28 protein-coding genes are annotated in these 26,153 nt (G+C 53.7%); 11 read left to right on the plus strand and 17 right to left on the minus strand.

The annotated features are described in order from the left end of the window. Nucleotides 1-40: 40 nt before the first annotated feature. The gene (gene ymdB, locus OGV83_RS04925; protein ID WP_047457580.1) at nt 41-574 is read left to right on the plus strand and encodes an O-acetyl-ADP-ribose deacetylase; all 534 of its coding nucleotides are present in this window, start codon (nt 41-43) and stop codon (nt 572-574) included. Then, nucleotides 567-1,997, plus strand: a complete 1,431-nt coding sequence (locus OGV83_RS04930; RefSeq protein WP_080975442.1) for a phospholipase D family protein — start codon at nt 567-569, stop codon at nt 1,995-1,997. The genes ymdB and OGV83_RS04930 overlap by 8 nt, the downstream gene beginning before the upstream one ends. An 18-nt stretch (nt 1,998-2,015) precedes the next feature. On the opposite strand, the gene mdoC is transcribed toward OGV83_RS04930, so the two are convergent. Next, nucleotides 2,016-3,176, minus strand: coding sequence for a glucans biosynthesis protein MdoC (gene mdoC / locus OGV83_RS04935; protein ID WP_012132882.1), 1,161 nt, complete (start codon nt 3,174-3,176; stop codon nt 2,016-2,018). A 271-nt stretch (nt 3,177-3,447) separates the two neighbouring features. On the opposite strand from mdoC, the gene mdoG reads away from it, so the two are divergent. The 3 genes from mdoG to OGV83_RS04950 all read left to right on the plus strand — a co-directional run bounded on the left by mdoG (nt 3,448) and on the right by OGV83_RS04950 (nt 7,856). After that, entirely contained in the window at nt 3,448-4,983 is a 1,536-nt protein-coding gene (gene mdoG, locus OGV83_RS04940; protein ID WP_077956924.1) for a glucans biosynthesis protein MdoG, read from the plus strand. Then, nucleotides 4,976-7,504 carry a glucans biosynthesis glucosyltransferase MdoH gene (gene mdoH / locus OGV83_RS04945; RefSeq protein WP_060815905.1) on the plus strand — a complete coding sequence of 843 codons (2,529 nt, stop codon included), beginning with the start codon at nt 4,976-4,978 and terminating at the stop codon, nt 7,502-7,504. Before mdoG ends, mdoH begins: the two co-directional genes overlap by 8 nt. Nucleotides 7,505-7,628: 124 nt before the next feature. Beyond that, on the plus strand, nt 7,629-7,856 hold the full coding sequence (locus tag OGV83_RS04950; protein ID WP_024130446.1) for a YceK/YidQ family lipoprotein: 228 nt from the start codon (nt 7,629-7,631) through the stop codon (nt 7,854-7,856). Here OGV83_RS04950 and OGV83_RS04955 read toward each other — a convergent pair whose 3' ends face one another. The 3 genes from OGV83_RS04955 to OGV83_RS04965 all read right to left on the minus strand — a co-directional run bounded on the left by OGV83_RS04955 (nt 7,857) and on the right by OGV83_RS04965 (nt 10,618). Beyond that, on the minus strand, nt 7,857-8,231 hold the full coding sequence (locus OGV83_RS04955) for a MysB family protein (protein WP_012132878.1): 375 nt from the start codon (nt 8,229-8,231) through the stop codon (nt 7,857-7,859). A gap of 81 nt (nt 8,232-8,312) precedes the next feature. Next, nucleotides 8,313-9,533 carry a multidrug efflux MFS transporter MdtG gene (gene mdtG, locus OGV83_RS04960; RefSeq protein ID WP_071258243.1) on the minus strand — a complete coding sequence of 407 codons (1,221 nt, stop codon included), beginning with the start codon at nt 9,531-9,533 and terminating at the stop codon, nt 8,313-8,315. A 164-nt stretch (nt 9,534-9,697) separates the two neighbouring features. Further along, nucleotides 9,698-10,618: a Kdo(2)-lipid IV(A) acyltransferase gene (locus OGV83_RS04965; protein ID WP_047457570.1), complete on the minus strand. Its 921-nt coding sequence runs from the start codon at nt 10,616-10,618 to the stop codon at nt 9,698-9,700. Between the two features lie 218 nt (nt 10,619-10,836). Here OGV83_RS04965 and trhO point away from each other — a divergent pair, with 218 nt between their 5' ends. Next, nucleotides 10,837-11,889, plus strand: coding sequence for an oxygen-dependent tRNA uridine(34) hydroxylase TrhO (gene trhO / locus OGV83_RS04970; RefSeq protein ID WP_199977247.1), 1,053 nt, complete (start codon nt 10,837-10,839; stop codon nt 11,887-11,889). Nucleotides 11,890-12,124: 235 nt separating this feature from the next. Here trhO and OGV83_RS04975 read toward each other — a convergent pair whose 3' ends face one another. The 10 genes from OGV83_RS04975 to mdtH form a co-directional block, all read right to left on the minus strand. Continuing rightward, nucleotides 12,125-12,700, minus strand: a complete 576-nt coding sequence (locus OGV83_RS04975; protein ID WP_012132872.1) for a YceI family protein — start codon at nt 12,698-12,700, stop codon at nt 12,125-12,127. Beyond that, nucleotides 12,697-13,269 carry a cytochrome b gene (locus OGV83_RS04980; RefSeq protein WP_286463220.1) on the minus strand — a complete coding sequence of 191 codons (573 nt, stop codon included), beginning with the start codon at nt 13,267-13,269 and terminating at the stop codon, nt 12,697-12,699. Before OGV83_RS04980 ends, OGV83_RS04975 begins: the two co-directional genes overlap by 4 nt. A 262-nt stretch (nt 13,270-13,531) precedes the next feature. Continuing rightward, the gene (locus OGV83_RS04985; RefSeq protein WP_047457560.1) at nt 13,532-13,645 is read right to left on the minus strand and encodes a YceO family protein; all 114 of its coding nucleotides are present in this window, start codon (nt 13,643-13,645) and stop codon (nt 13,532-13,534) included. Between the two features lie 50 nt (nt 13,646-13,695). Next, nucleotides 13,696-14,814 (minus strand): N-methyl-L-tryptophan oxidase, encoded by a 1,119-nt coding sequence (gene solA, locus OGV83_RS04990; RefSeq protein ID WP_286463221.1) that lies wholly within the window; start codon nt 14,812-14,814, stop codon nt 13,696-13,698. Nucleotides 14,815-15,008: 194 nt separating this feature from the next. Further along, nucleotides 15,009-15,263 carry a biofilm formation regulator BssS gene (gene bssS, locus OGV83_RS04995; protein WP_012132867.1) on the minus strand — a complete coding sequence of 85 codons (255 nt, stop codon included), beginning with the start codon at nt 15,261-15,263 and terminating at the stop codon, nt 15,009-15,011. A gap of 289 nt (nt 15,264-15,552) precedes the next feature. After that, nucleotides 15,553-15,798 carry a DNA damage-inducible protein I gene (gene dinI, locus OGV83_RS05000; RefSeq protein WP_012132864.1) on the minus strand — a complete coding sequence of 82 codons (246 nt, stop codon included), beginning with the start codon at nt 15,796-15,798 and terminating at the stop codon, nt 15,553-15,555. A 77-nt stretch (nt 15,799-15,875) separates the two neighbouring features. Further along, nucleotides 15,876-16,919 carry a dihydroorotase gene (pyrC, locus tag OGV83_RS05005; RefSeq protein ID WP_286463223.1) on the minus strand — a complete coding sequence of 348 codons (1,044 nt, stop codon included), beginning with the start codon at nt 16,917-16,919 and terminating at the stop codon, nt 15,876-15,878. A gap of 104 nt (nt 16,920-17,023) precedes the next feature. Beyond that, nucleotides 17,024-17,584 carry a lipoprotein gene (locus OGV83_RS05010; RefSeq protein ID WP_024130445.1) on the minus strand — a complete coding sequence of 187 codons (561 nt, stop codon included), beginning with the start codon at nt 17,582-17,584 and terminating at the stop codon, nt 17,024-17,026. A 122-nt stretch (nt 17,585-17,706) separates the two neighbouring features. Then, on the minus strand, nt 17,707-18,354 hold the full coding sequence (gene grxB, locus OGV83_RS05015) for a glutaredoxin 2 (RefSeq protein ID WP_230011309.1): 648 nt from the start codon (nt 18,352-18,354) through the stop codon (nt 17,707-17,709). Nucleotides 18,355-18,417: 63 nt separating this feature from the next. After that, nucleotides 18,418-19,626 carry a multidrug efflux MFS transporter MdtH gene (mdtH, locus tag OGV83_RS05020; protein ID WP_071258238.1) on the minus strand — a complete coding sequence of 403 codons (1,209 nt, stop codon included), beginning with the start codon at nt 19,624-19,626 and terminating at the stop codon, nt 18,418-18,420. Nucleotides 19,627-19,986: 360 nt separating this feature from the next. On the opposite strand from mdtH, the gene rimJ reads away from it, so the two are divergent. The 4 genes from rimJ (at nt 19,987) to murJ (ending at nt 23,930) form a co-directional block, all read left to right on the plus strand. Beyond that, a complete protein-coding gene (rimJ, locus tag OGV83_RS05025; RefSeq protein WP_024130443.1) occupies nt 19,987-20,571 on the plus strand; it encodes a ribosomal protein S5-alanine N-acetyltransferase in 585 nt (194 codons plus the stop codon). A 10-nt stretch (nt 20,572-20,581) separates the two neighbouring features. Continuing rightward, nucleotides 20,582-21,229, plus strand: coding sequence for a YceH family protein (locus OGV83_RS05030; RefSeq protein ID WP_115609389.1), 648 nt, complete (start codon nt 20,582-20,584; stop codon nt 21,227-21,229). 1 nt (nt 21,230) lies between these two features. Further along, complete coding sequence (locus OGV83_RS05035) at nt 21,231-22,154, plus strand: Gfo/Idh/MocA family protein (protein ID WP_286463225.1); 924 nt, start codon at nt 21,231-21,233, stop codon at nt 22,152-22,154. Nucleotides 22,155-22,394: 240 nt separating this feature from the next. Beyond that, nucleotides 22,395-23,930 (plus strand): murein biosynthesis integral membrane protein MurJ, encoded by a 1,536-nt coding sequence (gene murJ, locus OGV83_RS05040; RefSeq protein ID WP_286463226.1) that lies wholly within the window; start codon nt 22,395-22,397, stop codon nt 23,928-23,930. Nucleotides 23,931-24,104: 174 nt separating this feature from the next. On the opposite strand, the gene flgN is transcribed toward murJ, so the two are convergent. The 3 genes from flgN to flgA all read right to left on the minus strand — a co-directional run bounded on the left by flgN (nt 24,105) and on the right by flgA (nt 25,577). Further along, nucleotides 24,105-24,527, minus strand: coding sequence for a flagella biosynthesis chaperone FlgN (gene flgN, locus OGV83_RS05045; RefSeq protein WP_012132851.1), 423 nt, complete (start codon nt 24,525-24,527; stop codon nt 24,105-24,107). A 4-nt stretch (nt 24,528-24,531) separates the two neighbouring features. Continuing rightward, entirely contained in the window at nt 24,532-24,825 is a 294-nt protein-coding gene (flgM, locus tag OGV83_RS05050; RefSeq protein ID WP_115614866.1) for a flagellar biosynthesis anti-sigma factor FlgM, read from the minus strand. A 92-nt stretch (nt 24,826-24,917) separates the two neighbouring features. Beyond that, on the minus strand, nt 24,918-25,577 hold the full coding sequence (gene flgA, locus OGV83_RS05055) for a flagellar basal body P-ring formation chaperone FlgA (protein ID WP_049010759.1): 660 nt from the start codon (nt 25,575-25,577) through the stop codon (nt 24,918-24,920). Nucleotides 25,578-25,734: 157 nt separating this feature from the next. On the opposite strand from flgA, the gene flgB reads away from it, so the two are divergent. Beyond that, a complete protein-coding gene (gene flgB / locus OGV83_RS05060; protein ID WP_012132848.1) occupies nt 25,735-26,151 on the plus strand; it encodes a flagellar basal body rod protein FlgB in 417 nt (138 codons plus the stop codon). The last annotated feature ends 2 nt before the right edge of the window (nt 26,152-26,153 follow it).

Here is a 26,153-nt window from a genome sequence, read left to right on the forward strand (position 1 = left end):
TGCTGTACACTTAGGCTATAGGTTAAGGTAAGGGGGATCTATGAAATCGCGTATTCATGTACAACATGGCGACATAACCCAACTCACGGTAGATGTGATTGTTAATGCCGCCAACGCTTCATTACTGGGGGGCGGTGGCGTCGACGGCGCGATTCATCGTGCAGCGGGTCCGGCGCTACTGGAAGCCTGCAAAAAAGTCAGGCAGCAGCAGGGCGAGTGCCCGGCAGGACACGCGGTCATCACTCTGGCTGGCAATCTGCCGGCGAAAGCAGTGATTCATACGGTGGGGCCCGTCTGGCGTGGCGGCGATCACAACGAATCCCAGCTCCTGGAAGATGCCTATTTCAACAGTTTGCAACTGGTGCTGGCCAATGGCTACCGGTCTGTCGCGTTTCCGGCGATCAGCACCGGCGCTTACGGCTACCCACGCCCCGCCGCAGCAGAGATCGCGGTCAATACGGTTGCGGATTTTCTTGCCCGCCACGCGCTACCTGAGCAGGTATACTTTGTCTGTTATGATGAAGAAACTGCCCGACTTTACGAGCGATTACTGACCCAACAAGGTGATGAGTGAGTTGACCCGACTTGAGCGCGCTGTTACCCCGCTGTGTGAACGTCATCCCGGCGAATGCGGCATTCTCGCCCTGGATGACAGCCTGGATGCCTTTGCCGCACGCTATCGATTAACAGAAATGGCTGAGCGCACCCTGGATGTGCAGTATTACATCTGGGAGGACGACATGTCCGGGCGTCTGCTGTTTTCGATATTATTGGCGGCGGCAAAGCGCGGCGTTCATGTTCGCCTGCTGCTGGATGATAACAACACGCCGGGGCTTGATGATACGCTGCAACTGCTGGATAGCCACCCCAATATCGAAGTGCGCCTGTTTAATCCTTTCTCTTTTCGTATGCTGCGCGCGCTGGGGTATTTAACCGACTTTGCCCGGCTTAATCGGCGTATGCATAATAAAAGCTATACGGCAGATGGCGCAGTCACCATTGTCGGCGGGCGGAATATTGGCGATGCCTATTTTGGCGCAGGTGAAGAGCCGCTGTTTTCCGATCTCGACGTGATGGCGATTGGCCCTGTCGTAAAAGACGTGGCGGATGATTTTGAACGTTACTGGCATTGCAAATCGGTTTCAACGCTGCAAAAAGTGTTGTCGCTGTCTGAGCAGGAAATCACCCGACGCATTGACTTACCGGATTCCTGGTACAACGACGACATTACGCGCCGCTATTTGCATAAGCTGAAAACCAGCCACTTTATGTCCCATCTTGATCGCGGCGCTTTACCGCTGATATGGGCGAAAACCCGTTTGCTCAGCGACGATCCTTTAAAAGGCGAGGGGAAAGCGCAGCGTCATTCGCTTCTGCCGCAACGCCTGTTCGATGTGATGGGGTCGCCAACGGAACGTATCGACATTATTTCCGCCTATTTTGTTCCCACCCGGGCGGGCGTCGCGCAACTGCTGCAACTGGTGAGAAAAGGGGTCAGGATCGCGATTCTTACCAATTCACTGGCGGCGAACGATGTGGCGGTCGTCCATGCGGGCTATGCGCGGTGGCGTAAAAAACTTCTGCGCTACGGCATTGAGCTCTATGAGCTTAAACCCACTAACGGGCATGCGGCTGAACTTCACGATCGTGGTTTAACCGGTAACTCAGGCTCCAGCCTGCATGCGAAGACCTTCAGCATTGACGGGAATAAGGTTTTTATCGGTTCGCTCAATTTCGATCCCCGATCGACGTTACTCAATACCGAAATGGGGTTTGTGATTGAAAGCGAAACGCTGGCAACGCTGATTCATAACCGTTTTATGCAGAGCCAGCGTGATGACGCCTGGCAACTGCGGCTGGATCGTTGGGGAAGAATTAACTGGGTTGATCGCCACCTGCGTGACGAGGTGGTACTGAAAAAAGAACCCGCCACAGGATTCTGGAAGCGGGTTCTGGTGCGACTGGCGTCTGTCTTGCCCGTCGAATGGCTGCTTTAACGCCCTTCAGCGGGCAGCTTAACTGGCGACAGCCTTGCTGTTATCACGTTTAACCGCGGGTTTGCCCGAAAATAAAAATTTCAGTACGGGAACCCGTAAATGCAGTTCATACAGAACCAGCGCAATACCGATAACAAAGACCAGCCCGCATAAAAAGCCCAGCAGATTCGACGTAATATGCGGCGTAATATACGCGCCGAAAAACAGCGTTAGTGGATGATGCACCAGATAGATGAAAAGCGATGCATTCACAAAATAGGTGACGCGAGCGGACTGGAAATTAAGTAAACGGTGGCCCAGCGAAAAGACCACGTTAACCATCCACAATCCCATCAGCATGGTAATGACGTATTCTGTCTCATACATCCAGGCATCGCCGCTGCCATAACGCTGGTTCAGCAGGTAGGCAACGAAGGCGAGCGCCGCAGCCAGCGTGCATCCGCGTGACGGTACGGTAAACAGCGCTTTCAGCGCCGGGTTGATGAATGCCAGCGCGCCCAGGATAAAGAAAGGGAGATAAAACAGCGTTTGCATGACGACGAAATTGAACATGCCATCGCTAAGAATAGAGGGATAAATGATAAAAATGGCGCGTCTCAGCGCGGCGTAACCGACGCCAAGGATAAAGAAGATAAGCGTCAATTTGGTCATCGAAACGGCGGCGAATAACGGCTTCGTTGTGCGTTCCGCGCTTTTTTTGATTTGGCTGAATGCCCACATGCTCAGGGTTGTTAATACAACAAGCACTAATAAAAACCACAGATGAGAAATTAATTCCCAGGCCAGCGTATTGTATTTCTCATACAAAGAAAGCGTGTGCCAGTTCTCGGTTTTTCCTTTGACAAATTGCAGCATGATAAATTGCGGCAAGGTGAGTAAAGGAATGGCCGTCAGCATAGGAATACCTACGCGTTCAACACGCACTTTCCACCAGCGTTTTAATGGATAACGCAGGAATAACATGTACGAAAAATAACCGGAAATAACAAAAAAGACCTGCATGCGAAATGCGTGGACAAAATCGTTAAACAGGGTCAGCCACCATGAGGGCTCTGCGCTGTTGATATGCCAGGTATGGCTTGAATAGATCAACGAGATATGAAAGGGGATCCCCAACAACATCAGCCAGGCGCGGATGGAGTCAAGAAAATATTCACGCTGTGGAGGTACTGGATTCATAGATAGATACATATTCTCAGACTTTTCGTCTTATCCCTGGGACGAATAATGTTTACATTCGAGGGCAACCCTACACGAAGTCCAACAACCTGTCTCCAGGATAAGCACGCAAAGTGAAAACAGGAGCAAAACCTGCTTAATCCATGAGCCAGCGCGCTGAACAAAGCCGGGATTCAGTTGTCGGATTGCCTGATTATCCATTAAAATGGATCGGATCGATATAAGCACACAAAGGGGGAAGTGCTTACTTATTATGAAACATAAACGACAAATGATGAAAATGCGTTGGTTGGGCGCGGCGGTAATGTTAACGCTGTACACATCGTCGAGTTGGGCGTTCACCATCGATGATGTTGCAAAACAAGCTCAATCCTTAGCCGGTAAAGGCTATGAGGCGCCGAAAAGTAACTTGCCCTCCGTTTTCCGCGACATGAAATATGCGGACTATCAGCAGATCCAGTTTAACCGTGATAAAGCGTACTGGAGCAATATCAAGACCCCATTCAAACTCGAGTTCTACCACCAGGGTATGTACTTCGACACACCGGTCAGGATCAACGAAGTTACCGCGACGACGGTAAAAAGAATCAAATACAACCCGGACTATTTCAATTTTGGCGATGTTCAGCATGATAAAGACACCGTCAAAGACCTCGGCTTCGCCGGGTTCAAAGTGCTGTACCCGATCAACAGCAAAGACAAAAACGATGAAATCGTCAGCATGCTCGGTGCCAGCTATTTCCGCGTCATTGGCGCAGGCCAGGTCTATGGCCTTTCCGCGCGTGGTCTGGCGATTGATACCGCGCTGCCTTCCGGTGAGGAATTTCCCCGCTTTCGCGAGTTCTGGATTGAGCGTCCAAAACCGACTGACAAACGTTTGACCATCTATGCGTTGCTCGATTCCCCGCGTGCGACCGGGGCATACCGCTTCGTCATCATCCCTGGGCGTGACACCGTGGTGGACGTTCAGTCGAAAGTCTACCTGCGTGATAAAGTCGGTAAACTGGGCGTTGCGCCGTTAACCAGCATGTTCCTGTTTGGGCCGAACCAGCCGTCTCCGGCAACCAACTATCGCCCGGAATTGCACGACTCTAACGGGTTGTCTATCCATGCGGGCAACGGTGAATGGATCTGGCGTCCGCTGAATAACCCGAAACATCTCGCGGTGAGCAGCTATGCGATGGAAAACCCGCAAGGGTTCGGCTTGCTGCAACGCGGCCGCCAGTTCTCGCGCTTTGAAGATTTAGACGATCGTTACGACCTGCGCCCAAGCGCCTGGATCACGCCGAAAGGCGAGTGGGGCAAAGGGAAAATCGAACTGGTGGAAATTCCGACCAACGATGAAACTAACGATAACATCGTGGCCTACTGGACGCCGGATCAACTGCCTGAAGCAGGCAAAGAGATGAACTTCAAGTACACCATGACGTTTACCCGCGATGAAGAGAAACTTCATGCGCCGGAGAATGCCTGGGTTCAGCAGACGCGTCGCTCTACGGGCGATGTCAAACAGTCTAACCTGATTCGCCAGCCTGACGGCACCATCGCCTTCGTCGTGGATTTTGTCGGCACAGATATGAAAAAGCTGCCGCAGGATACCCCTGTCACGGCGCAAACCAGTATTGGCGATAACGGCGAAATCGTTGAGAACTCAGTGCGTTATAACCCGGTGACGAAAGGCTGGCGTTTGACGCTGCGCGTAAAAGTGAAAGACGCGAAGAAAACCACTGAAATGCGTGCTGCGTTGGTGAATGCCGATCAGCCGTTGAGTGAAACCTGGAGCTACCAGTTACCTGCCAATGAATAAGACAACTGAGTATATTGACGCAATGCCGCTTTCAGACAGTGAGAAAGCGGCGCTGCCGAAAACGGACATCCGCGCCGTCCATGAGGCGCTGGATGTTGAGCATCGAGCTTACTCGCGAGAAGACGATTCACCGCAGGGATCTGTTAAAGCGCGCCTTGAGCAGGCCTGGCCGGATTCGCTGGCCGAAGGGCAACTGATTAAGGATGATGAGGGACGCGATCAGTTGCAGGCAATGCCGAAAGCGACGCGTTCTTCTATGTTCCCCGATCCCTGGCGCACCAACCCGCTGGGTCGTTTCTGGGACCGCTTGCGCGGCCGGGACGTGACGCCGCGTTATCTCTCCCGCCTGACGAAAGAAGAGCAGGAGAACGAGCAAAAATGGCGTACCGTCGGGACAATCCGCCGCTACATCCTGTTGCTGCTGACGCTGGCGCAGACGGTGGTTGCGACCTGGTATATGAAGACCATTCTTCCTTACCAGGGCTGGGCGCTCATCAATCCCGCCGACATGATCGGGCAGGATCTGTGGGTCTCCTTTATGCAACTGCTGCCGTATGTGCTGCAAACCGGCATCCTGATCCTGTTCGCCGTGCTGTTCTGCTGGGTGTCTGCGGGGTTCTGGACCGCGCTTATGGGCTTCCTGCAACTGCTGATTGGCCGCGATAAATACAGTATTTCGGCGTCAACGGTGGGAAATGAGCCGCTGAATCCAGAGCACCGTACCGCGTTGATTATGCCTATCTGCAACGAGGACGTTGACCGCGTGTTCGCGGGGCTACGCGCTACGTGGGAATCGGTTAAAGCCACCGGCAACGCAGCGCATTTCGACGTCTATATCCTGAGCGATAGCTACAACCCCGATATCTGCGTGGCGGAACAAAAAGCGTGGATGGAGCTGATTGCTGAAGTGCAGGGCGAAGGACAGATTTTCTATCGCCGTCGCCGCCGTCGTGTGAAGCGCAAAAGCGGCAATATCGATGACTTCTGCCGTCGCTGGGGCAACCAGTACAGCTACATGGTGGTGCTGGACGCTGACTCGGTGATGACCGGCGAGTGTCTGAGCGGCCTGGTGCGTCTGATGGAAGCGAACCCGAATGCCGGGATCATTCAGTCGTCGCCGAAAGCGTCCGGTATGGATACGCTGTATGCGCGTTGCCAGCAGTTTGCTACCCGCGTGTACGGCCCGCTGTTTACCGCCGGGCTGCACTTCTGGCAGTTAGGCGAGTCGCATTACTGGGGCCACAACGCGATTATTCGCGTGAAGCCATTCATCGAACACTGTGCGCTTGCGCCGCTGCCGGGCGAAGGATCGTTCGCGGGTTCCATTCTCTCGCACGACTTCGTGGAAGCGGCGTTAATGCGTCGTGCAGGGTGGGGCGTCTGGATTGCCTACGACCTGCCGGGTTCGTATGAAGAACTGCCGCCGAACCTGCTGGATGAACTTAAGCGTGACCGCCGCTGGTGTCATGGCAACCTGATGAACTTCCGCCTGTTCCTGGTGAAAGGAATGCACCCGGTTCACCGTGCGGTGTTCCTGACGGGGGTTATGTCTTACCTGTCGGCGCCGCTGTGGTTTATGTTCCTGGCGCTTTCCACCGCTTTGCAGGTAGTTCATGCGTTGACCGAACCGCAATACTTCCTGCAACCGCGCCAGCTGTTCCCGGTCTGGCCGCAGTGGCGCCCCGAACTGGCGATTGCGCTGTTTGCATCCACGATGGTGCTGCTGTTCCTGCCGAAGCTGCTGAGTATTATGCTCATCTGGTGTAAGGGCACAAAAGAGTATGGCGGATTTGTGCGCGTAACGCTGTCGCTGCTGCTGGAAGTGCTGTTCTCTGTGCTGCTGGCGCCGGTACGCATGTTGTTCCACACGGTGTTTGTGGTGAGTGCATTCCTCGGCTGGGAAGTGGTCTGGAATTCACCGCAGCGTGACGATGACTCTACCCCGTGGGGTGAAGCCTTCATGCGTCACGGTTCCCAGCTGCTGCTCGGCCTGGTATGGGCGGTTGGCATGGCCTGGCTGGATTTACGTTTCCTGTTCTGGCTGGCGCCGATTGTCTTCTCGCTGATCCTGTCGCCGTTTGTGTCCGTGGTTTCCAGCCGTTCAACGGTGGGCTTGCGCACCAAACGCTGGAAACTGTTCCTCATCCCGGAAGAGTATTCCCCGCCGCAGGTGCTCGTGGATACTGACAAATACCTGGCGATGAACCGCAATCGCACGCTGGATGACGGCTTTATGCACGCGGTGTTTAATCCGTCGTTTAACGCACTGGCTACGGCGATGGCTACGGCCCGTCACCGCGCCAGTAAGGTGCTGGAGATTGCGCGCGACCGCCATGTGGAGCAGGCGCTGAATGAAACGCCGGAAAAACTGAATCGCGACCGCCGTCTGGTGTTGTTGAGCGATCCAGTGACGATGGCGCGTTTACACTATCGCGTCTGGAATTCACCGGAAAGATATTCATCGTGGGTTAACTACTATCAGGGTATCAACCTGAACCCACTGGCGTTGCAGAAGAAGTAAGCCGTAGCGGTCTGATAAACGTGGCGTTTATCAGGCCGACAAATATGCGCTGACAATTATCTGAAAATACCGGCCTGCTGCCGGTATTTTTTTATACTGAACAAAACGACGAATGAGGTATCCGGTGCGAATAATCGTGGTTGGCGTAATGGCGCTACTTCTGAGCGGGTGCGGCAGCATCATTAGCAGGACGATCCCCGGACAAGGGCACGGCAATCAATACTATCCCGGCGTGCAGTGGGATGTCCGGGATTCCGCGTGGCGCTATGTCACGGTTCTCGATCTGCCGTTTTCACTGGTTTTTGATACGCTGCTGCTGCCGCTGGATATACACCACGGCCCTTATGAGTAGTTAACGCTCATCCCACTCATCCGCCGCAGTCTGGCCTTCTTCGGTATCCAGAGGCGGCTCGAGCTGAAATTCACCGTCATCCCACTCATGCAGAGTGTTCTCTTCCAGCCACTCCTGACGAATCTCTATCTCATCATAATCGCCGTCAAAGACGCTTTGCGCCGCTTCGCCACTCAGCATTGGCAGACATTCGCCTTCTTCGCCCTCATCGGCAAAAAACTCGGCTTGCCACATGATGTCGCCATCCTGTAGCACGTATTTCTGGATATTGAGTTGTTGAACATTGGCTTCATCTTGTTCGAGTTCCGGGTTGTCAGCCAGAAACTCTTCACGGGCTGCATCAATGGCTTCTTCCAGCGTGGCGTACATAGTCATCACTGTCTCCCTTTGATTTGATGAGGTATTCAGGGAAAGAATAGCTGATTCTCCGGTTTTGCAAGTATGAAAGCGCAAAAATCATTTTGCCGCGAGGGTCTCTCTGCGCCGCCGCAGGCTGTTCCACGAATAAATTGCGTTGAACAACACGACGCCTGCGGTGACGCAAAACACGGCGCGAAAACCGTAGCTGGCAGAAATAGCCGCCCCCATTAACGGGCCTGTGACGTTGCCAATATCGCGAAATGACTGGTTGTAACTGAAGATGCGCCCGGCGATCTGATTGCTGGCGTTATAGACCAGCAGAGTCTGTACGGCGGGGAGCAGGGCGCCGTCCGCCGCACCAAGTAAAAAGCGCAGCACGCCAAGCTGCCAGGGCGTTTGTACGAATGACATCGGGATCAGCAGCAGGACAGAGATAATCAGGGCGGTAATCAGGATCTTTTCGGGGCCAATGCGATCGCCCAGTTTGCCGAGCCGGGGCGCGCTGAGCAACGCCGCCACGCCGGGCACCGAGGCGATCATTCCGCTGATAAATGCGATATTGCTGACGTTACCGGCTAACTCTCGCACATATAACGTCAGAATAGGCGCGATCGATCCGGTTGCAACCTGAATGATCAGCGTGGTGACGAACAGGCTCAAAACCAGCTTTGGGTTTTTTAGTGAGCCAACGACCTCCCGGACGTGCAACATCTCCTTTTTGCTGACAGGCTGAAAACGCTCGCGAATAAAAAAGAGCGTCAGTAAGAAACAGACCAACAGCACGCTGGCGGTGATGAAAAAGACAGGGCGTAATCCGTACTGGTCGGCAAGTAATCCGCCCGCCAGAGGGCCGAGCAATGCGCCGCTGACGCCGCCAGTAGAAAGCGTTCCTAACGCCCAGCCGCTCTTATTACGCGGCACCTGAGTGGCGATAAGCGCATTTGCGTTTGGCACAAATCCGCCGAGCAGACCTAACAATGCGCGCAGGATCAGAAACTGCCAGATGTTCTGCGCCAGCCCCATCAGCAGCATAACCATCGCCATGCCGAGGGCTGAGCGCAGCAGCATGATCTTTCGCCCTTTGCGATCGGCCAGCCCGCCCCAAAAAGGCGAGGCAATAGCGGAAAACAGGAAGGTGATACTGAAAACCAGCCCCGACCACATATTCAGCGCGCTGTGGCCCGTTACGCCGAGCTGCTCAACGTAGAGGGGTAAAAATGGCATCACCAGGCTAAACGCCGCGCCGGTCAAAAAACAGCCCAGCCAGGCCACGGTGAGATTGCGTTTCCAGTTTATGGGGACATCAGAGGGTGACATAGCGATCCGCAGTGTGATGCGCTGTTTGCGCTATCATCAGAATAAAAATAAGGCAATACTCTCTTATTATGCGCCTGCCTGCTGAGGGCGGCAATGTGAGTAGCTTTTAAAGCTAAAAGAGGCGATTGAGAAGGTGCAACCGTCGCCCGGCTGCACCTGATGAATCAGTAACGGGAAGGCATACCTTCAGGACGCGTTTTGAAACGGCGGTGCAACCACATGTATTGCTCGGGCGCCATCATGATGCATTTCTCTACGATCGTGTTCATCCAGGCCGCGGTGGTTTCGGCGTCATCCAGCGGTGGTGAGCATTCCGGCGGCAGGAGAATCAGCTCATAGCCTTTGCCATCGGGTTTACGACGCGGAACAAACGGCACCAGACAGGCGTTGGACATCCGGGAGAGCATCCAGGTTCCTGACGTGGTGGCGGCCTGTTCCACGGCAAACAGCGGGACAAACACGCTGGCGCGCGGGCCATAGTCATGGTCCGGCGCATACCAGACCACTTCACCTTTTTTCAGCGCTTTGATCATGCCTTTCAGGTCTTTGCGATCGAGCATCGACTTGTTGGAGCGCATACGTCCCCAGGTTTGTAGCCAGTCGAGCAACGGATTGTCATTCGGACGATAAACGCCAATGCCAGGCTGTTGCAAACCAAACTGGCGCGCGCCCAGCTCCAGCGTCAGAAAGTGCAGGCCAACCAGCAGAATCCCTCGCTCCCGGGCCTGAACGTCGCGGATATGCTCAACGCCGCTGACATCTGTCCAGCGTGAAATACGGCGGTCGGACCAGAACCAGGCCATGCCGGTTTCCATCACGCCCATCCCGACAGACTCGAAGTTCTTCACCACCATCTGGTGGCGTTCTTGCTCGCTCATCTGCGGAAAGCACAATTCAAGATTACGATAGGCGATGCGGGCGCGGCGCTTCATAAAACGCAACGCCAGACGTCCCATTGCACAACCCAGTTTGTAAATCACCGGGTAGGGCAATTGCACGACCAACCAAAGAGCACCAATACCCAGCCAGGTTAACCAATAACGTGGATGCAGTAGCGCAACGGAGAACTTAGGTAAATTCGTCATCTCTATCCTGTCTGTAAACGAGCAATTCCCTGTATTGTCGCATTTTTTCGTGTACAGCAAAAATTTGTGGTTGGAGAACGACGATAAAAGCGGCAATTGTTGTTAATTTCTTAGTATGAAGAATGAAATGTAGCGCAAAATGTGTGGATGTAAATTGGCGATGTTTGCTTTATGATGCCGCCCGATTTCATTTTTACTGATTGCAGGATACGTACACCATGCCAGTGTTACACAACCGCATTTCGAACGATGCGCTTAAAGCCCGGATGTTAGCTGAAACGGAGCCGCGCACGACCATCTCTTTTTATAAATATTTCACGATCGTCGATCCGCAGAGCACGCGCGACGCGTTGTACCAGATGTTTACCTCGCTGAATGTTTTTGGTCGCGTTTATCTGGCGCGTGAAGGCATTAACGCACAGATCAGCGTGCCGCAAAGTCAGGTCGCGGCGTTTCGTGAGCAGCTGTATGCGTTTGATCCCGCATTAAACGGCTTGCGTCTGAATATTGCGCTGGACGATGACGGTAAGTCCTTCTGGGTGCTGCGTATGAAAGTACGCGAGCGGATTGTGGCCGATGGTATCGACGATCCGAATTTTGATGCCAGCGACGTTGGCGAGTACCTGAAAGCGGCGGAAGTGAACGCCATGCTGGACGATCCTGATGCCGTGTTTATCGACATGCGTAACCACTACGAATATGAAGTGGGGCATTTCGAAAATGCGCTGGAAATTCCGGCTGACACGTTCCGCGAGCAGTTGCCGAAAGCTGTTGAAATGATGCAGGAGCATAGAGACAAGAAAATCGTCATGTATTGTACGGGCGGTATTCGTTGTGAAAAAGCCAGCGCCTGGATGAAGCATAACGGTTTTAACAAAGTGTGGCACATTGAGGGCGGCATCATTGAGTACGCGCGTAAGGCGCGCGAGCAGGGACTGCCGGTGCGTTTCATTGGTAAGAACTTTGTGTTTGATGAGCGCATGGGAGAGCGGATCTCTGATGAGGTTATCGCGCATTGTCACCAGTGCGGCGCACCGTGCGACAGCCATACCAACTGTAAAAATGATGGTTGCCATCTGCTGTTTATTCAGTGCCCGGCTTGCGCCGAGAAGTTTAAAGGCTGCTGTAGCGAGCTGTGCTGTGAAGAGAGCAGTTTGCCGGAAGAGGAACAGCGCCGTCGCCGCGCTGGCCGTGAAAATGGCAATAAAATCTTCAATAAATCGCGTGGTCGCCTGAATACCCAACTGGGCATTCCCGACCCGACGGAATAACGTAGCGCCATCCGGCATTACGCCCGGTGGCGCTCCGCTTACCGGGCCTGCAATATGTGCTGAAGGCGACGCTGTCATCCGGCATTGCGCCCGGTGGCTCTCCGCTTACCGGGCCTACAATATGTGCTGAAGGCAATGCCGTCATCCGGCATTATGCCCGGTGGCGCTTTGCTTACCGGGTCTACAATGTGCGTTGCTGTAGGCCGGATAAGGCGAAGCCGCCATCCGGCATTCGTTACTTCTGCTGTACGCCTTCCACCGAGATAATCAGATCGACTTCCTGCGATGCAGGGCCGAGGTCGGTGGTGATGTTGAAGTCTTTCAGCTTAATTTTACCTTCCGCTTCAAAGCCCGCGCGCTTCCCGCCCCACGGATCGTCACCCTGGCCGATCAGCTTCGCTTCCAGCGTGACCGGTTTGGTGACGCCATTGAGCGTCAGGTCGCCGGTGATATCCAGCTCGTCGCCATCTTTTTTCACGCTGGTCGAGGTAAACGTCGCCTGCGGGAATTTCGCCACGTTCAGGAAATCAGCGCTACGCAGGTGCTTATCACGCTCCGCATGGTTGGTATCAACGCTGTTGGTGTTAATGGTGACGTTCACTTTATCCGCTGCCGGATTTTTTTCATCGAAGGTAAATGTCCCGTCGAAATCTTTGAACGTCCCGTACAGCCAGCTGTAACCCAGGTGCTGGATACGGAAGTTAACGAAGGCGTGTTGTCCCTCTTTATCAATTTTATAGTCTGCCGCGATTGCAGAACCAGTGGTGAATAACAGGGAAGCAAAAGTCAGTCCCAGCAGGCTTTTTTTCATTTTTCAACTCCATAGTCAGGCGACGATCTCCCCAGCATACGCTTCAGGGTGTCGTCTTTATCGATGAAATGGTGCTTCAGGGCCATTAGCCCATGCAGAACAGACAAAATCACAACGCTCCAGGCCAGCCACAGGTGCAGGCTACCGGCAAGATCGGCCTGAGCGCCCGCGTCGGCCAGCGTGGCGGGCACGTCAAACCACCCAAACACGCTGATCGGTTTGCCGTCGGCGGTTGAGATCAGATAGCCGCTGATCACAATGGCGAAGAGCAGAAGATACAGCGCAAGGTGGCCCACCGCCGCACCCAGACGGGTCAGTCGTGAATAGCTTTTCAGCGCCTTTGGCGGTGGTGAGACGAAACGCCAGAAAACACGTATAACCAGCCCCATCATTAGCAGGATGCCGATACTTTTATGCAATTCCGGCGCCTGGTGATACCAGCCATCGTAATAGCTGAGCGTCACCATCCATAAACCCAGGGCAAACATGCCGTATACAACAATGGCGACCAGCCAGTGAAGCAATACAGAAATGGCGCCATAGCGCTGAGGAGTATTTTGGAATTGCATAAACACACCAATGGATATTTCAGGAGAGAATGAAAATGACCTGTTAGAGACATTAATGCAACTAATAAATAACAATCATGGCGATATTTGTTTTTATTTCAATAAAATTGATTGAATTTGTCATTGTGCGTCAGAAGATTCGAGGTGATTAGCGGTTTTATCTATATGGGGCAGGAGGGCGGGAGGTTTCTTATTGGTCAAATTATTACAATGAAAGTTAGAGTAATCTCAGGTTTTGTCAATTTTTGTCAGCTGAAATAAATTAAAAGAACATGATATAAATAATGTCCATGATGGCCAGCAGCGACCATAAAATAACGTAGAGCATAAAATGCTCACGAATATTATTGATCAGATAGTGAAAAATACGACGCACAGCCTGACTCCTCAAAAAGAAACGGCCCCGTTTGCGAGGCCATTGGGTCATTATTGCGTAAAGCGGTTCAGTTTGAATGGCGTCAGGTCAAAAGCCGGCGATTTACCCTGCGCGAAATTGGCGGCAATCTCGCCCAATACCGAGGCGAACTTAAAGCCGTGGCCGCTCAGACCGGTGACGATCAGCGTATTATCATGTCCCGGTAATGTATCGATAATAAAATCTTCATCCGGGGAATTATCATAGGTACAGGCGGCGCCGTTCAGGCAGCAGCCAATGCCGGGCAGGATAGTGCGCAGGAAGGGGAACGCTTCGGAACCATCGCTGTCGACGGCGGCAAACGGCTTGCGCTCTTCCGGTGAGTGAATCAACTGACCACCGTTGTGTTTTCCTATTTTTAATGCGTCGTTTTCGGCGGGAAAACCGTAATACTGATCGCCGTTCGGGAGTTCTCCAGTGAACGCCGGGAAGTTATTTTTCATGCTGTAGCGCCCGTCAGCCTGATACCAGGCAAAAACTTTACGAACGGGTTGGATAGGGAGTTCCGGCACCAGCGCCTGTACCCATGTACCGGCACTGATCAGCACTTTCTTCGCGCGGTATTCGCCGTCAGCGGTTTCAACGGCAACGCCGTCGTTATCGTGGTGAAGGGCGGTGACGGGGCAGTTAAAGAGCTGCGCGCAGCCAGCCTCTTCGGCAAGGCGAACCCAGGTTTTGATCGCCAGTTCACTGCGCAGAAAACCGGAGTCCGTTTCGAACAGGCCAATGTAGTTGTCAGGGACGCGAATTTCAGGCCAGCGCGCCATGATGGCGGCGGCATCCAGTTGCTCAACGTTTAACTGCCATTGCTGTGCGCTATGCGCCACGTTCGCCAGAAATGGTGAGTCCACCGGGCCGAGGTTTATGACGCCGGAGCGAACGAAGATGGGATCTTCATTATGCGTTGAAAGCTCTTCCCATAACGTTTGCGCACGCAGCACCAGAGGAACGTATTTCTCACCCTCGCCATAAGCGTGGCGGATTAACCGGGTATCGCCATGATGGCTGCCCTGTTGATGTGGCGGCATATGGGCATCTGTCATCAGAACCTTCAGTCCGGCGCGAGTGGCATAATATCCGGCTGCGGCGCCGACGGAACCGCTGCCAATAATGATTAAGTCGTATTTCATCAGCTTCTCTCTGCTATCGCGATTATTGCAGGGTAAATAAGTGAATTGAGATATACAAGTTATACTCGTCATGCTTTCGGATTGCTGTCGCGTCGGCGCGTTTGTCGGCCGACTTTCTGTCAGTGGAATTATTGAGAGTATGAAACGATAAAGGCACCTTTTAAGGTGCCTTTGGGTGGAGGGGTCACGTCACGTTAATGACGGCGATACTCATTTTCCTGGTAATCGCCAGATTCAATTTTGGCGATGCCTGCTTCTAATATCGAAATAAATTGTCTGGCAACATCGGTGGTTAACCAGAGCGTCTGACCAACTTCAGTCCCATCAGGGTCAGGGCGATTCGGGGTCTGGTAGTGCAAACGCAACATCAGCGCATCATAGCTGTCAACGGTGCTGATGTCCCATCCTACAAGCGGATGAGTCTGAATGACTTCATTATTCTTTTCCATTATGCCCCCTAATACGTGTTACAAGACAACGGTTTTCGAGGTTCAATGCGTGTTTTTTTCTGAAGCAACTTCAGTATATCAATAAATAAGGCTATTCACTGGAAATTTAAAGGGTGACAGAATAAATTTCTTCTTTTTAAGAATTATGTGCACAATAAAACAGCATGTTATTCATATTTTTTTGGCATGTTGTGCAGTTATTTTGAGTAATGGATTAAAAAGCGACCAGTTGCGCAAATAAAAAAGCCGGGGCGACCCGGCAAAAACGAACATTACTGCATATCATTTTTTATTCATTGACGAACCAGTCATCCGCGCTTTCCCAGGTTTCCTGTAGGATTTCGCTGATGCGTTCTTTATCCTCTTTTGTCGCGCCAATGACCGACAAATTGTTGGCGGCGGCATAACGGACGACAACATTGCCCGCGTTATCTGGAAAAGAGTGATGGATACGGCGGGAGAGTTCACCGGCCAGCGCGTCAATCGCGCCAGCAGGCAAAGGTGACGTTTTCGCTATAGTGACTTCAATACGCATAATGGCCCCCTGTTGAATATACTGTGTATTTATACAGTTAACCTTTCCGGCTTACAACAGTTGGCCACATTTTTTTATTATTTTACTGACCAGCGTACGCGCTCGCCGCCGAGGAAGGGCACCAGTGAGTCATCGTCAAGCGTGATGCTTTCCGGGACGAGCTGCTCTTCGCGTACCAGTTCAACGTAGGTTTCATTGACCGGCAGGCCGTAGAACCGTGGCCCATTGAGTGAGCAGAACGCTTCAAAATGCGCGAGGGCGTTCATCTCTTCAAAGACCGTAGCGTAGCTGCCAAGCGCCGTCGGGGCATTAAAGCAGCCTGCGCAGCCGCAGCTGGTTTCTTTCCGATGACGGGCGTGCGGCGCGGAGTCGGTACCGAGGAAGGCGCGGCTAAATCCGCTGGCGACCAGTTCACGCAAGGCCTGCTGGTGGACGTTACGTTTGAGGATCGGCAGGCAATACAGATGCGGGCGAATGCCGCCGACCAGCATATGGTTGCGATTAAACAGCAGATGCTGTGGCGTGATGGTGGCGGCTAACAGCTCGTTGCCGTCGCGAACGTACTCTGCGGCATCTTTGGTGGTAATGTGCTCAAACACGACCTTCAACGCCGTCAGACGCTGGCGCAGCGGCTCCATCACCGTTTCAATAAACCGCGCTTCGCGGTCAAAAATATCGATATCAGCATGGGTAACTTCGCCGTGTACCAGCAACGGCATACCGAGTTTTTCCATGCGCTCCAGTACCGGCATGATCGTATCGACAGAGGTGACGCCGTGGCTGGAGTTGGTGGTCGCGTTGGCCGGATAGAGTTTTGCTGCGGTAAAGACGCCTTCGCGGAATCCGCGCTCAAGCTCATCAGGATCAAGCGTATCCGTTAAGTAGCAGGTCATCAGTGGGGTAAAGTCATGCCCGGCAGGAACGGCATCAAGAATGCGCTGGCGGTATGCGATGGCCGCATCGACCGTCGTAACAGGCGGCGCCAGGTTCGGCATCACTATCGCGCGGCCATAAATTTCACTGGTGTAAGGCACGACAGTTTTTAACATGTCGCCATCGCGAAAGTGAACGTGCCAGTCGTCTGGGCGGCGGATCTTTAAAACCTGGGATGGTGCAGTCATTAATATGCTCCGGCTGGGGGATAGTCATTTTTGCCGGAAACCAAGGATAAGCGGAAACGTTTTCGTTTGCACGAAAAAAAAGGGCGCAAATGCGCCCTGGTGCGTTAGTCGGTGAACGGGATGATGATTTCGCCCGGTTTAACCTCTATGCCTTTGGCATATTTTTTCGCCAGCGCTTCGCCTTTGCTGCTGTCTTCACGCAAAACGTAGGCCGGTTGCTGATTAAAATAATTACGCAACGACTGATTCAGGTAAGGCATCAGCGTTTGCAGCACCGATTGCATTTTTTCCGGCGTTACGGTTGCATCCACCACTTCCATTTCTTGCAGATAAATCGCGCCTTTTTCTTTGTTAAAGACCGGTAGCGCTTTCAGCTTCAGTTTCATGGTGGCTTTCTGGCTGCCAAACAGGGAGCTCATATCCAGGTTCGCATCACCGGTTAGCGTGACTTTGTTGGGCTCTTCCCGGCCAATCTGGCTGCTGAGATTCGTCAGTACAATATGCGCATCCGCGATGCCCGGTAAGCCAATGTCTTTGGAAAAATTATTCCGTTTTTCAAGCGCCTGATTAATTTCTTGCTCGCTTACCGTGTACTGCGTGAGTTGGTTGCAGCCAACCAACAGGCCGCTAACCAACAATGCAGCGGCAAAGACAATCTTTTTCATGGGGTTCCTCAACATGATGCCCGTGTCGTAATCCTGACACAAAGCAGCATGTGGCACCAGCACGCCGCGCACCAGCAGAAAAAACTGAAAGGGTGGCGGCATGGCGCCTCCACCCACAAGCATTAGAGGGCCATAGACGATAACAGATTGATTTGCGTCTGTTTTGCCATGTTATCACGGTAATCAGCGACCCGGGTTGGCCAGTTTATGCCAGCGACCAGCGTCAGGTTACGTAATAACGGGAACAGATGAATATCGTCTTCAGACAGTTCACCGTTCACGGCATTGGGCTGCACAATCAATTTATCCAGCGCGCGCAGATCGTCGCTGATGTTTTTGATGAGCCCACTGGAATGCGCCAGATTTTCGCTAAAGTCGCCAATCATGGCCTCTTTTTTCTCAGTGAAGTATTTCCGCGCCGACGGCGTGGAAAACTCATCAAATGCCGATTTTGCGAAACGCGGAAGGAGCAGGCGATTGGCGTAACCGTTAACTTTGCGTAGCCACTCCTCAATCGCGGGGTTCTGCTTTCCGATCAGCAAGGGTTTGCCGTCAAGGTTGTCCACATAATGGACGATATCCATACTTTCGGGCAGATAACGGCTGTCGTCCTTTTGCAGAATGGGCGCCATTTTTTTGCCGATCATGCGGGTGGGCGTTGCGTCGTCGTCGTTTGCCAGGACGTTTAGCTCAACGGGAATATTTTTCAGGCCGAAAATCATGCGGGCTTTGATGCAGAAAGGGCAGTGATCGTAAATATAAAGCTTCACGTTTCTCCTCCATTTAACTGTCGGTTCTCTTTCAGTATGGAGGAGATGAAAGCAGGTATCAAATCAGGCGCCTGGCTCCAGCATGCCGCGTGGCGTCCGTTTGTGGCTGAATTGCCAGCCGAGCGCAAGAAAGGTCATGATTCCGATTACCCCAAGCATCATCCAGGGCAGTTCAGGCTGTTGCAGCGCTTTCCCCATATCGAACAACCATCCTCCGCCGATATACCCTATCGCGCCGCCAATGGCTAAACCCAGTCGACTGAAGCCCATATAGCTGCCGCGCGCCCGCGCATCGGACAGCGAGGCGCTGAGCGTTTCACGCGCCGGTTCTGCAATGACCGAACCGATATAGAACGTGCAAATGAGCGTGAAGAGCTGCTGTAAATTACCGACCAGCCCGACAGGCAACATACTGAGCGACATCAGCAGCAGTCCGGCCATCAGGCGGTGCTCGAGGCGAAAACGTTTCTCGCTCCAGCGGGCGATTGGGTAGAGCAGCGTCAGCGAGAGGCAGGCTTCGATCGCATACATCCACTTGACGGCGGCCGGTGATCCCGCGATGTCATTGACCATGATGGGCAGCATCAGCATCACCTGTACGGCCAGCATGTAGTATCCCGCCAGGGTCAGTACGTAAGTCACGAACCGTTTGTCCGCCATGACGCGCCCCATGCCCTCGCGTACCGGGATTTTCACCGTTGACAGCTTCCACGCCGGAAGCAGCCAGGCGTTAAACGCGGCGCACAAAACGAACAGTACCGCTCCCGTCGCGCATACCAGACGAAAATCGTACTGCAACAACCAGCTACCCAATAGCGCGCCAGTCACGGCGCCCGCGCTGTCCTGCATCATCAACAGCGAAAAGAAACGACCGCGTTGTTCAGGGCGAATCAGCTTGACGACCAGCGCAGAGCGCGGCGGATCGAAAAGGGTGCCGCCAAGCCCGGAAAGAAAGCAGGAAAACCAGAGCAGCCAGGGCTCATGGGCGATCCCCATCGTCGCGAATCCGGCTGCGCGCATAAGCATCCCGGTAACAATCATTGGCTTCGCGCCAAAACGGTCGGCAATCGCGCCGCCAAAAATGCCCAGCCCTTGCTGGATGAACTGGCGCAGTCCGAGCGCAATGCCGACCATCAATGCCGCCCAGCCCATCTGGTCGACAAAGCGAATGGAGATCAGTGGAAACACCACGAAAAAGCCTAATACGACCAGCATATTATCGATGAGCAGGAAATATTTACCCAGGTTCCTGGCCTGCGAGACACGCGACATTTCCCCTCCCGGGAAAGACACTCGTCATCCTTCACGTCGCAGGCGCGTCGGCGGCGTTCGCGCTCCCCGGCCACGTATTTCTGTGCGCTTTCAGGGAGTGACTCGCTTGCCGCCGTCCTGCAACTCGAATTCTGTTGAGTTTAAAAGGTGAGCACCTTCTATTCTGCGGTGTCGGCGCGTTTTTTCCCACCTTTGCCGGGACAATATTTTTTTATCAAAAGTCCATCTTGATAGAGAGTTTTCATCAAAATGTGTGAATAAGCCAAAAAATGACGATTTGCACTTTTCACAGAGCGTACAGGCGCAGGTATAGTAACGTTATCAGGGTGTGAAGACGTTACGGGAAGGAGTAGGTATAGAATGTTTGGCTATCGCAGTAACGTGCCAAAAGTACGCTTAACAACCGACCGTCTGGTTGTGCGTTTAGTACATGAGCGTGATGCCTGGCGTCTGGCCGATTATTACGCGGAAAATCGTCATTTTTTAAAACCCTGGGAACCCGTTCGTGATGAAAGCCACTGCTATCCTTCGGGCTGGCAGGCGCGTCTGAGCATGATCGCCGAATTTCATAAACAGGGCTCAGCGTTCTATTTCGCGCTGCTCGACCCGGAAGAGAAAGAGATCATCGGCGTGGCCAATTTTTCTAACGTGGTGCGTGGCTCATTCCACGCCTGTTATCTGGGATACTCCATCGCACAAAAGTGGCAGGGGCAGGGGCTGATGTATGAGGCCTTAACCTCGGCGATTCGCTATATGCAGCGTACGCAACATATTCACCGTATTATGGCGAACTATATGCCGCATAATAAGCGCAGCGGCGACTTGCTGGCGCGACTCGGCTTTGAAAAAGAAGGGTATGCGAAAGATTACCTGTTGATTGACGGACAGTGGCGCGATCATGTGCTGACGGCGTTGACGACGACTGAATGGACCCCCGGTCGCTAAGGAGAGGACGATGAAATACGAACTAACCGCCACTGAAGCGCGAGTGATTGGCTGCCTGCTGGAAAAACAGGTGACAACGCCGGAGCAGTACCCGCTCTCGGTTAACGGCGTGGTTACCGCCTGCAATCAAAAAACCAACCGTGAACCGGTAATGAACTTATCGGAACATGAGGTGCAGGAACAGCTTGATAACCTGGTGAAACGCCATTTTCTGCGGACGGTGAGCGGTTTCGGCAATCGCGTCACCAAATATGAACAGCGCTTCTGCAACTCCGAGTTTGGCAATCTTAAACTGAGTCCGGCGGAGGTGGCGCTGATTGCCACGCTGCTGCTGCGTGGCGCCCAGACGCCAGGTGAACTGCGCAGCCGTGCATCCCGCATGTATGAATTTAGTGATATGGCGGAAGTGGAAACGACGCTGGAACAGCTTGCCACCCGTGACGACGGCCCTTACGTAGTGCGCCTGGCGCGCGAACCGGGTAAGCGTGAAAGCCGGTATATGCACCTGTTTTGCGGCGAAGTCGATGAACCGGTGAGTTCAGATGACGCGCCGCAGGCGGCGTCGGGCGATCTGCATGCGCGCGTTGAGGCGCTGGAAGGCGAAGTCGCGGAACTGAAACAGCGCCTTGATTCGCTCCTGGCGCACCTGGGAGACTAACGTGAAAAAATTACGTATCGGTGTTGTTGGGTTAGGGGGGATCGCCCAAAAAGCCTGGTTGCCCGTACTGGGCGCATCCGGCGACTGGACGCTACAGGGGGCCTGGTCTCCTTCGCGGGATAAGGCGCTGCGCATTTGTGAAAGCTGGCGGATGCCGTACGTTGAGTCGTTGCCAGCGCTGGCGTCAACCTGCGACGCCATTTTCGTCCACTCCAGCACGGCGACGCATTATGAGGTGGTGAGCGAACTGCTCAATGCCGGGGTTCATGTCTGCGTCGATAAACCGCTGGCGGAAAACCTGCGCGATGCGGAACGGCTGGTGGCGTTGGCCGCGCGCAAAAATTTGACGCTAATGGTCGGGTTTAACCGACGCTTCGCTCCGCTCTACCGCGATCTGAAAGCGCAACTGGGCGCCGCCGCTTCTGTCCGTATGGATAAACACCGGACGGACAGCGTCGGGCCGCATGATTTGCGTTTCACGCTGCTGGATGACTACCTGCACGTTGTGGACACCGCGTTGTGGCTGACGGACGGCAAGGCGCAACTGAACGGCGGCACGTTGCAGACCAACGATCTTGGCGAGATGCTGTATGCCGAGCACTATTTTTCGGCGGATCAGTTGCAAATCACCACCAGTATGCACCGTCGCGCCGGGAGCCAGCGTGAATGTGTGCAGGCGGTGACGGACGGCGGCCTGTTTGATGTGACGGACATGCGCGAATGGCGCGAGGAACGCGGTCAGGGCGTGGTGCATAAACCCATTCCGGGCTGGCAGACAACTCAGGAGCAACGTGGATTTGCCGGATGCGCCCGTCATTTTATTGAATGCGTGCAAAATCAGACGGTTCCTGAAACGGCGGGCGAACAGGCGGTTCTGGCGCAGCGCGTCGTAGAGAAACTCTGGCGCGAGGCAATGAGCGAATAACGCCCTGTAACATCTGGCTGTAGTAATTCATCATAATCCAGGTACTATATGCCAACTCAAAATAACACCTCTTTCTGACAGAGAATGATGGCAAACCGTGGATCGTTCTGTCGGCCTGATAAGACGTTTTTACGTGGTTATCAGGCACAGCGATATTGCCGGATGGCGACGTAAACGCCTTTATCCGGCCTGCGGTCGGCCATGCAAGGGTTTTGCTCCAGGGTCTGGAATACAACACTGATGAATTTATTAAAATCGCTGGCTGCCGTCAGCTCGATGACCATGTTTTCGCGCGTGCTTGGTTTTGCGCGTGACGCGATTGTCGCCAGAATTTTTGGCGCAGGGATGGCGACCGACGCCTTTTTCGTGGCATTCAAGTTACCGAATCTGTTGCGGCGCATTTTTGCCGAAGGGGCATTTTCCCAGGCGTTTGTGCCGATCCTTGCAGAATACAAGAGCAAGCAGGGCGAAGAGGCGACCCGGGTTTTTGTCTCCTATGTCTCCGGCCTGCTGACCCTGGCGTTAGCCGTGGTGACGGTGGCCGGTATGCTCGCCGCGCCGTGGGTGATCATGGTAACCGCGCCGGGTTTTGCTGATACCGCTGATAAATTCGCCCTGACCACCAAACTGCTGCAAATCACCTTTCCGTATATTTTGCTGATTTCGCTGGCTTCGCTGGTGGGCGCGATCCTCAACACCTGGAACCGTTTCTCGATTCCTGCGTTTGCGCCCACATTTCTGAATATCAGTATGATCGGCTTTGCGCTGTTTGCCGCGCCGTATTTTAATCCTCCCGTACTGGCGCTGGCCTGGGCGGTGACGGTGGGCGGCGTGCTGCAACTGGTTTACCAGCTTCCTCATCTGAAGAAAATTGGGATGCTGGTATTGCCGCGCATCAATTTCCGTGACGCAGGCGCGATGCGCGTTGTGAAGCAAATGGGCCCGGCGATCCTCGGCGTTTCGGTAAGCCAGATATCTCTGATCATCAACACCATTTTCGCCTCGTTTCTGGCTTCCGGTTCGGTCTCCTGGATGTATTATGCTGACCGACTGATGGAGTTTCCGTCAGGGGTTCTGGGCGTGGCGCTGGGCACCATTTTGCTGCCTTCGCTGTCTAAAAGTTTTGCCAGCGGCAATCATGATGAGTATTGCCGTCTGATGGACTGGGGGCTGCGTCTGTGTTTTCTGCTGGCGTTGCCGAGCGCCGTCGCGTTGGGCATTCTGGCCAAACCGCTGACGGTATCGCTGTTCCAGTACGGCAAGTTCACTGCCTTTGATGCGTCGATGACCCAGCGCGCGCTGGTGGCCTATTCCGTTGGTCTGATTGGTTTAATCGTGGTGAAAGTTTTGGCTCCGGGATTTTACTCGCGCCAGGATATCAAAACGCCGGTCAGAATCGCCATTGTGACGCTGATCATGACTCAGTTGATGAACCTGGCGTTTATCGGGCCGTTGAAGCATGCCGGTCTGTCGCTGTCTATTGGTCTGGCGGCGTGTCTGAATGCGTCGCTGCTGTACTGGCAACTGCGCAAACAGAAAATCTTTACTCCGCAGCCGGGCTGGACGTGGTTCCTGACCCGCCTGGTGATTTCCGTGCTGGTGATGTCCGCCGCGCTGGTTGGCATGTTGCATATTATGCCTGAGTGGTCAGAAGGGACAATGCTGTGGCGTCTGGCCCGACTGATGGCGGTTGTGGTTGTGGGGATTGCCGCCTATTTCGCCGCGCTGGCGGTGTTGGGCTTTAAAGTGAAGGAATTTACTCGCCGGACGGCATAGAGCCTCTATCCGGCCAATTGCCCGGTGGCGCTGCCGCTTACCGGGCCTACAGGGTTGTTCTGTGATTGTGTCGGCCGGATTACGGCCAATTGCCCGGTGGCGCTGTCGCTTACCGGGCCTACAAGTTGTTCTGTAATCGTGTAGGCCGGATAAGGCGTAGCCGCCATCCGGCAATCAGATAGAGATTTTTTTCCCGCCACGGTGGGGAGAGGCGGTTTGACCGTTCGCGCCATACAGCGTCGGTTCCTGATGCGGTTTCAGCATGTCGAGCGCCTGATGATTCCGTTCAATCTGCCCTTCCAGCAGCCAACCATTATGTTGGTTGAGATCGCGTAAATGCTGCGTTTTTTCCGTAATCGCCTGCCAGCGTCTGGCGACATCATCATTAACGTTACGCTGCGCATCTTGTTCAAGACGGCGCTGCTGCTCCAGATAATCCAGCGTCGCCAGTAAAGAGCTTTTTTCTTCTGTAATACGCTGTAACTGGCTACCGTTAATGTGACCTACGGAGAGCTGCTGCTGCTCGGCATCCATCACCTTTTTCAGGTCATTGAGGACAGCCGTCATATGATCCAGAATTTCTGACAGACGAGTCATACGCTTATTTACTCTGTAAGTAGCTCTGCGCCTCGCGGATCAGCGAGTCTGCAATTTTACCGGTGTCCATCTTCAACTCACCATTACGAATCGCCGTTTTCAGGGCTTCCACGCGCTCCATATTGATGTCGCTGGTGCCGGGTTGCATCAGTTTCGCCTGAGCATCGCTTAACTTCACACTGGTACTGGTCGTGGTTGACGCTTTTTCCTGACGCGCTTTTTGTACCGGCGCATCGCTGGTTTCGCGCGGTTGGACAGTGCTAACGGGCTTCAAAGGTGAGGTACGGTCAATGCTCATTTATTTATCCTCATCGAGGGGTTACGCTGTAGCAGCCAGCTATCATCATTGGTTGATTATTTATCGGCAGCCACTACAAAATCTTTAACTCATTATAGATTAATAAGAATATTCCCATCAGGATCGACGGTTCCACTCACGACCTGGCCTGACAACATGCGTACGCGCGCGTTTTGCGCGACGGCGGCATTGTTCAGTGCCTGGCCTTCCGCATTGACGCTAAATCCGTCGCCGCTTGCCACCACCAGAACGCGCTGACCGGCTTTTATCCGCCATGCCTGGCGCAACATACTGAGCTGTATTGGCTGCCCGGGAACGAGGTCGCGCAAGCTGACGGCGTCCTGAATCTGGTTGATGTCCAGGACGGTTCGCGGGGGAAGCTGATCCAGCCGTCCGCGTTTTAGCGTGATGTTAGCCGGGCCAAGCGCACCGCCACGGGCGACGGGGGCCGCGGCAACAACGTAATTCCCCGTTGCCTGTACATTTACCTGTAGATAGCGCTTTTCGTTCGCGCAGCGCGCCAGTACGTTCACATGCCCCCATAACTTCGCACTTCCGGTTACGCTCAGCGCGGGCTGTTCGCAATTCGGCAACAGATTGGGCGACGTGCGGATCGTGACAACGACGTCATCGCTGAACCCTGCCAGACGCTGAGAAAACCAGTCCGTTAACTGGGCATTCAGATCCTGGGCCATCGTCAGGGGGCTGAACAGCAGCGCCAGCAGCGCTATTCCACGTTTTAACGTTTGCATCGTCACTTCCCGCCAGTTTAAGCAATGACAGGATTCTACCTGCGTACCACAAGCATCAACGCAACAAATAGCGACGCATTTTGCGTTTATTCCGGCGATAACGCGCGCGTGATGGGATTTAAGCTGTCGGCTGAATTTTGTCATTTGCGGAGGAGATATGCTCGATAAGCTCGATGCCGCCTTACGTTTTCAACAGGAAGCGCTGAATCTGCGCGCTCAACGCCAGGAGGTGTTGGCCGCCAATATCGCTAACGCCGACACCCCTGGGTATCAGGCGCGTGATATGGATTTCGCCAGCGAACTCAAAAAAGTCATGGTGCGTGGTCGGGAAGAAACCGGCGGGATCGCGTTGAAGCTCACCTCTGCACAACACATTCCGGCCCAGACCGTCGCGTCTCCTTCGGTGGATCTGCTCTACCGTATTCCTGACCAGCCGTCCCTTGATGGCAATACCGTCGATATGGACCGCGAGCGTACGCAGTTTGCGGATAACAGTCTGAAATACCAGACGGGCCTCACCGTGTTGGGTGGACAAATCAAAGGCATGATGAATGTGCTACAGGGAGGAAACTAATT

Source organism: Citrobacter sp. CK189 (assembly GCF_030333505.1).
In the GTDB taxonomy this organism is placed as follows: domain Bacteria; phylum Pseudomonadota; class Gammaproteobacteria; order Enterobacterales; family Enterobacteriaceae; genus Citrobacter_B; species Citrobacter_B koseri.